This is a genomic window from Rhodospirillaceae bacterium, from assembly GCA_016712715.1.
Classification (GTDB): Bacteria; Pseudomonadota; Alphaproteobacteria; order Dongiales; family Dongiaceae; genus Dongia.
In genome coordinates this window covers 1-6,509 of sequence record JADJQM010000004.1, presented here as the reverse complement: position 1 = coordinate 6,509, position 6,509 = coordinate 1, and the positions used below count along the sequence as shown (strand labels likewise).

Annotated in this window: 5 protein-coding genes and 3 pseudogenes; all 8 read right to left on the bottom strand. The window is 64.2% G+C overall.

Translation table 11 applies throughout. From position 1 onward, the window contains the following. On the bottom strand, positions 1–659 hold a 659-nt coding region (locus IPK59_22940), incomplete at its 3' end, for a hypothetical protein (protein ID MBK8161483.1). A gap of 23 nt (positions 660–682) precedes the next feature. Beyond that, the gene (locus IPK59_22935; protein ID MBK8161482.1) at positions 683–1,687 is read right to left on the bottom strand and encodes a hypothetical protein; all 1,005 of its coding nucleotides are present in this window, start codon (positions 1,685–1,687) and stop codon (positions 683–685) included. A gap of 59 nt (positions 1,688–1,746) precedes the next feature. Further along, on the bottom strand, positions 1,747–2,355 hold the full coding sequence (locus IPK59_22930) for a methyltransferase domain-containing protein (protein ID MBK8161481.1): 609 nt from the start codon (positions 2,353–2,355) through the stop codon (positions 1,747–1,749). A 108-nt stretch (positions 2,356–2,463) separates the two neighbouring features. Beyond that, positions 2,464–2,763: a hypothetical protein gene (locus IPK59_22925; protein ID MBK8161480.1), complete on the bottom strand. Its 300-nt coding sequence runs from the start codon at positions 2,761–2,763 to the stop codon at positions 2,464–2,466. A 75-nt stretch (positions 2,764–2,838) separates the two neighbouring features. After that, positions 2,839–3,963 carry an MFS transporter gene (locus tag IPK59_22920; GenBank protein MBK8161479.1) on the bottom strand — a complete coding sequence of 375 codons (1,125 nt, stop codon included), beginning with the start codon at positions 3,961–3,963 and terminating at the stop codon, positions 2,839–2,841. Positions 3,964–4,100: 137 nt separating this feature from the next. Beyond that, a pseudogene (locus tag IPK59_22915) lies at positions 4,101–5,184 on the bottom strand (epoxyalkane--coenzyme M transferase). 69 nt (positions 5,185–5,253) lie between these two features. Further along, positions 5,254–5,804: pseudogene (locus tag IPK59_22910) on the bottom strand (VOC family protein). 49 nt (positions 5,805–5,853) lie between these two features. Next, positions 5,854–6,509: pseudogene (locus IPK59_22905) on the bottom strand (5-methyltetrahydropteroyltriglutamate--homocysteine methyltransferase).

The following is a 6,509-nucleotide window of genomic DNA, read 5'->3' as shown; positions in this document are numbered from 1 at the left end:
CGTGTCACGACACCGGTGAAGACCACGGTCTTGTTCTGGTCGAAGGGGGCGAATGAATGATGCGCATGCAGGGGCGCGGCAATCGCGAATACCGCCAGCAGCAACAGATTCTTTCTGGTGTTCATGATTACTGGTTCCTGCGTCGCGGGAGCATCATCGAAGTTGAACATCTCTTCCTCTTTCTCCCGATCCGGATTGCGCATGCCCTGCTCGAAGTATTTCTCCCACATCATCGCCCAGGGGCGCCCGTAGATATCCGGCACCTCGTACTCGATGACATGCCCGGGGGCGGTTGGCTGTGCCTTGCCGTGCTGCGGCAGGATGGTCGGCACGCATTCGATGAAGGCATAGGGGTTGCCCTCTTCCACGCCACCCATGCGATTGAGGTTGCGGACAATGCGGATCGGCTCAACCAGGGCTTCCGGATCGTAAAGGACGGCCTCGTGATTGATGGCGGTGACATTGCCCCCGGCGTCGCGCACCGGCGTATAGATCTCGACGGTCTGCAGCTTGTTCGAGAATTCGAACTTGCCGTGCACCATCCAGCCCTGGATGTTGGAAGTCCAGGTGATCAGCACGTCCTTGTCCCAGAAGCCGATGGTCTCGCCGTACCAAAGGCGGGGCACGTCGGCACCGAGGCGCGGCACGGCGCCATCCATGCGGAACCTGCGCCCACATGATGTTAGTGATGAAATTGCGCGCCACGCCGGTGGAGATGTTCACCAGCTGCGGCGTGACGATGAACACATGCGGGTTGATCTGCGGCTGCAGGGCCACCGGATCGAACCGGCGCATGAAACCTTCCGGCCAGCAATATTGTGAAGGCCAGTGCGAGGCCGCACTGACGGCCTCGTGATACAGGCTCTGCACCATGCGCCGCTGATACTGGGGCGTCAGCAGCGACATGACGGTGGAGGTCTGCATGACCCTCATGCTCTGCGTACCAGTCGTTCGAGGCACGGAAATCAATGCCGTAGCGGCCCGTCAGCTCGCCCGGCACAGTCTGGTAGGTGTGCTTCGTCGGGCCGCCGCGGGACTTGGTTTCAGCGAGCAGTGCTTCGTAGTGCGCCTGCGCCGTCTTGAAGGCATACGGACTCACCATCGATTCGCGCGGATAGTCGCGCTCGCAGAAGCCCCACGGCCCCTTGAGGGGGTCCTCGGTGAACGCCACGCCATTGGCGCCACGCTGCGACTCCAGTCCGTAGGGGCTGTTGCAGCGGAAATAGCGCGGATCGGTGTAGTACTTGCTGTCCTGGTAGAAATCCTTGGTGGTGAACATGTCCACCGGCAGCGGCGTCACGCCGGCTGGGGCCGCGCCATCCCTGGCGGAAGCGATGATGGTTACGCCGGGTGCAGAGGGCCCCCCTGCGGCGCCTGGCCGAGGAGGCTGCCCGGGAACCGGAGGCGGACCACCGCCACCACCGACGCCAAACTGGCCACCGGCGCGCTGGCCTACCGGGCCTACGGTCCACAGGTCGCGCTGCAGGAACGCCTGGATGGCGGGGTCCTGGGAAGTGGGCTGCTTGAACGAAGCCGGCGGCGGCTGCGAGAGATCGACCGGCAGCGGTGCGCCCCGCCCGACGCTCTTGTAGCCCGGATCGACCACCCGCTGGGCAGTCGCCGGCAGGGCAACTGACAGCAATGCAGCTGCCGAAGCCACCCAGGCAAGGTTTTTCGCAATCCGCATACTGATCCCCCTGTCCGCGATCTGATCTGTAGCCTGAAGTGGTTTCGCTGAACCGTGCCTTAAGGCCTGCGTGCGCTGACCATCGAATAGTAGCCGCCACCAGTACGGGCCGCCTCGATATCGACGAAACCGGCCGACTCCAGGAACTCCCTCAGTTCGGGAAGACTGTACTGGCGGCCTTTGGTTCCAATCAGCATCAGCAGCGAGAACGCTGCGGCAGGCAGCGGCCCGCAGCCATCGTCGTCCATCAGGATCTCGTGCAGCAGGATCCGGCCGCCCGGCGGCAATGCATCGAAGGATTTCTTCGCCAGCATGCGGCAGGTCTGGTCCGACCAGTCATGGAAAATGTTGGAGAAGAAATGCGCGTCGTAACCGCCCGGCCAGGGCTGCGTGAACATGTTCAGCGGATGGGTCTTCACCCGCGCTGATACCCCTGCTGCATCGATATACCGCCAGGCCTCGGCACAGATGGTGTCGATCTCGAGCACCGTCGCGGTCAGCTTCGGATGGGCCCTGGCCATTTCGATGGCGAAGATTCCCGAACCCCCGCCGACGTCGAGCACCGACCGCACGCCCCCGAACACGGGCTGCATGGCCACGGCAAGCGAAGCCGCGCGACTGTGCGCATTCATGAACGCGGTGATGATCGCCGCCAGCCCTTCCGGCATCTCGCCGCGTTCCCATTCGGCCGAGGCGGACTTGTAGCCCTCGGCGCGACCGCCGGTCTTCGGGTGACCAGCAGCTGCTCGTGCAGCGGCTGGATCTCCTGAACCGCTTCAGCAGCGGGCCGGCATAGCCGTCGGCCTTCGGGTGCAGCCAGTGCGTTGCTGCAGTGGCGCGCCACCGGCCTTCGCGACGCTCCACGAGACCCAGCGCCGCCAGCATGCCCAGATGGATCTGCAGCCCGGCGCATCGAGCTGCAGCCCGGCGGCGATTTCGGCCGTTGCCTTCGCCCGATCCGTGATCGCGGCGAAGGTGCCCACCTCGTCGGCCACCGATACCACCGGGAAGCGGAACTGTGCCAGCCACAGATCCCAGACGATGCGATCGTCGATGTTTACAGGCAGCGTGCTCATGGTTGATTTCGCGGTGCGTGGTTGGCGGTGCGGTTCATGGGCATCACTTCGGCTGCAGCCGCGGTGCGGTTTCTTTCAGGAACAGCGCCACGATGAAACCGATCCACAGGCCGCTGGCGGCGAGTAAAGCGCCCCCTTCAGGCCATACGCGGGATTGCTGGCGATGTTGCCCGCAATGATCGGGGCCGCGCCGCCGCCGACAAACTCGCCGGCGAAGATCACGAACCCGGCCATCGACGCCAGCATGCCTGGAGGCGCGGCTTCCGCGGCGACCGGACCTGCAAGGGATCGCCAGTGCCGCAAAATTGAACAGCGAGGCGAAGAACAGGAGGACCCACAGCGTGGTGGTGTGTTGTCGGGACCGGCCTGCGTGAAGAAGTACAGGAACACCGCGGCCAGGATGTAGGAAGCCAGCGTGGAAAGCTTGCGCCCGATGAAGTCGGACAGCGCCGGCATGGCGAACTGGCCGATGCAACCGCCGATGCCCACCGCCGAGAACACGTTGCCGGCGGTCACCGGATCGAGCCCCAGGCCTGCCCCGACCGGCGCGGTGAGATAGGCCGTGAGCATCGCCGCAATCACGAAGATGCCGCCCATGGCGCAGATCAGCGTGAGCGGCGCGACCTTGGCATTGCGATGCCCGAACATGCTGAGGAAGGGCGTGCCGCCACCAGCGCCGTGGCCCGTGTAGGCGCGCTTCAGCGGTTCGCGCACCACGTACCACATCACGATGGCCAGGATCACGCCTGGCGCGCCCACGAGCATGAAGACGACGCGCCAGTCATAGCTGTCGAGCAGGCGCGTGGCGATGAGGGGAGCCAGCGCCAGGCCGAACAGCGAAATCATGCACTGGAAGATGCCGTTGTTCATGCCGCGACGTTCCGGCTTCGAAGCTTCGACGGCGACTGCCACGCCGGTGGAAGCGACCGGACCTTCAGCGACACCCATGATGATGCGGAAGATGATCAGGGCCATGACCGACCCGGCCAGGCCGCTGAATGCCGACATCAGTGAAAACACCAGGATGGCCGGCACCAGCACGGCGCGGCGCCCCACCTTGTCTGCCAGGTAACCCATCACGAACGCCGAGATGCCCCAGGCCATGCCCAGGTATCCCGCCAGCCTGCCGCCGTCCTGGGGAGTCAGGCCGAGATCCGCGGCCATCGTCGAATTGGGCGATTGCAGGATGATCGGCAGCACGAACCTGTCGAGGCCCACCAAGGCCGAAGGTGAGGCTCAGCAGCAGGATGATCTTCCACTCGTAGGATGTGTCTGACCCTTCACTCTGACATTGGAGACCCCGCCTTTGTTGTTGGTGTTGACGAACGGACGAACTGCTAACGCTTTCCCCAGAGCCGCTTCGACGCGATGGCCGCGCCTTCGACCAGCGACCTGAGCTTGAGCCAGACGATATCCGGATCCACCGGACCGAAACCCGCAAACGTGCCGAAGCCGCAATCGGTTCCCGCCAGCACGCGCTCGCGACCAACCACATCGGCGAACCGTTCCAGCCGCTCGGCGACCAGTTCAGGATGCTCGACATAGTTGGTGGTGGTGGATAGCACGCCCGGCACCAGGATCTTGTCGTCCGGCACCTGCGATTTCAGATCGCGGAACGCCCGCCATTCGTGTGCGTGGCGCGGGTTGGCGGCCTCGAACAGGATTGCCTGCGGCTTGGCCTTCATCACCACCGGCAGCAGCTTTTCCATCGGCGTCATGCGTATGCGGGCCCTCGTAGTTGCCCAGCACACATGCATGCGCACCCGGTCCGCAGGCACGTTGCACAGCGCGTGGGTTTCAGCACTTCGACATGCCGCGCGGCCAGACCCACGAAATCGTTCTCGGTGCGGTCGCGGTACATGGTGTGGCGGCCCATCGCCATGTCGGGCGCGTCGATCTGTATCAGCAGGCCGGCTTGTGTCAGCCCTTCGTATTCGGCCCGCATGCCCTCTGCCACGGCTTCGAGATAGGCGTCCTGCGTCTTGTAGAAATCATTGGGCTGGAACAGCGCGATGGTGCCGGGTGAAGCCGTGTTGATGAAGGCTTCGGCCGGCTTCGATGCGGCAATGGCTGCCTGCAGGTGGGCGATGTCTTCCTGCATCGGCCCCAGATCCTTCACGCGGATCTCGGCAACACAGCGCGGCCGGCGGTACGTTTCGCGGTGGAGCCCAGTTTCGCCAGCTTTTCCAGCAATCGCGGGTGCTCGACCAGATCCTGCCCGGGCTCGCGCGGGGGTATCGCCATCGAAGCCCGACTAGCCGGTCCTTGATGTGGTGGCGTGGCTGATCTTGCCCATTTCGCCATCACTGACGATATCGACCCCCACCTGCACCTGTTTCGCCACGATGGCCGCGACCGCATCGCCGATCACCTTGCCGGGATCGGCGGCGGCGGCTGGTTGTTCTCGCGGGCGAAGAGCACGTCGGTGACGGCACGCGCGACGGGCTGCCCACATGCGTGGTCAGGATGCGGTCCCTGCTTGTCAGCACTTCAGTGCGCTTCCGAACGGAACGGGTTGTTGTTGTGGTGATCGCCGCCCAGCCAGCGCTTGAGCTCGCTGTGGGCGTTCTTCCGGTTCTCGGAATTGATCCGCTCGGCATCGGGGTGATCGTGGGTGAACTCGCAGATCATGCCGTTCGGATCCTCGGCGTAGACCGAGCGGCAGTAGCCATGCTCGAGCACATACATCTTCGGCTCGGTGAAGCCGGCCGCCTTCAGGCGCTTCTCGATGCCGGCACGGGTCTCGGCATCGACGTTCAGCGCAATGTGGTGGAACGGCGTGGCGGGGAGTCTTCCGGCGCGAACAGATCCGCGTCTTCCTTCTCGGCAAACTGGAAGAACGCCAGGGCGCCACCGTCGCCCAGGCCGAAGAAGCAGTGGCAGTAGGTGCGCTCCTTGCCGAAGAGCTCATCCTTTTCGCACCAGGTGGCCACCAATGGCAGGCCGATGATGTCTTCGTAGAAATGCCGCGTGGCTTCCAGATCCTTGGACGTGTAGGCCGTGTGATGCAGACGCGACGGCAGCTTTGCCGAAATGGCCATGGTGAATCTCCTGCTCCGATGAGCGAAATGCCGATAACCGAATTGTACTTCAGCCGTGTTCCTGGCGGACGATGCGGGCCCCGGCCACCATCGCGGCGAGCTTGCCATCCGCCACCTCGCGAGGCAGGTACTTCATGCCACAGTCCGGCGCGACGATGATGTCCTCGGCGGGCACGAACTCCAACGCGCGGCGGATGCGGGCGGCAACCGTCTCGGGTGTCTCGATCGTCATGTCGGAGAGATCGATGACACCCAGGATGATCTGCTTGCCCTCAAGCCCCTTGAGCACGCTGCAGTCGAGATTCGACTGGGCGGTCTCGATGGAGATCTGGCGGCAGGAACACTTCGAAAGCTCGGTCAGGAAGGAATAGCCCTCCTTGCCGGGACGCGAGTGGATGATGGCTGCATAGCCGAAGCAGATGTGCACGGCCGTCCGGCCGGTGACGCCTTCCAGCGCGGTGTTGAGCGCGGCCAGACCGAACTTGCGGGCCTCTTCGGGACGGGCCTGCATGTAGGGCTCGTCGATCTGCACCACGTCGGCGCCGGCGGCGAACGGGATCGCCTGATCTCTTCGTTGACGGCTTTCGCATAATCCATGGCCGCCTTCTCGCGGCTGCCGCCGTAGAAGTCGATCTGGGCCTGCTGCGCCATGGTGAACGGGCCCGGCACGGTGATCTTGATGTGCCGCTGGGTGTTCGCCGAGAG

Coding starts and splice junctions, on each gene's coding strand:
- IPK59_22935 (MBK8161482.1), bottom strand. CDS start 1,687: ATGCGGATTGCGAAAAACCTTGCCTGGGTGGCTTCGGCAGCTGCATTG.
- IPK59_22925 (MBK8161480.1), bottom strand. CDS start 2,763: ATGAGCACGCTGCCTGTAAACATCGACGATCGCATCGTCTGGGATCTG.
- IPK59_22930 (MBK8161481.1), bottom strand. CDS start 2,355: ATGCCGGAAGGGCTGGCGGCGATCATCACCGCGTTCATGAATGCGCAC.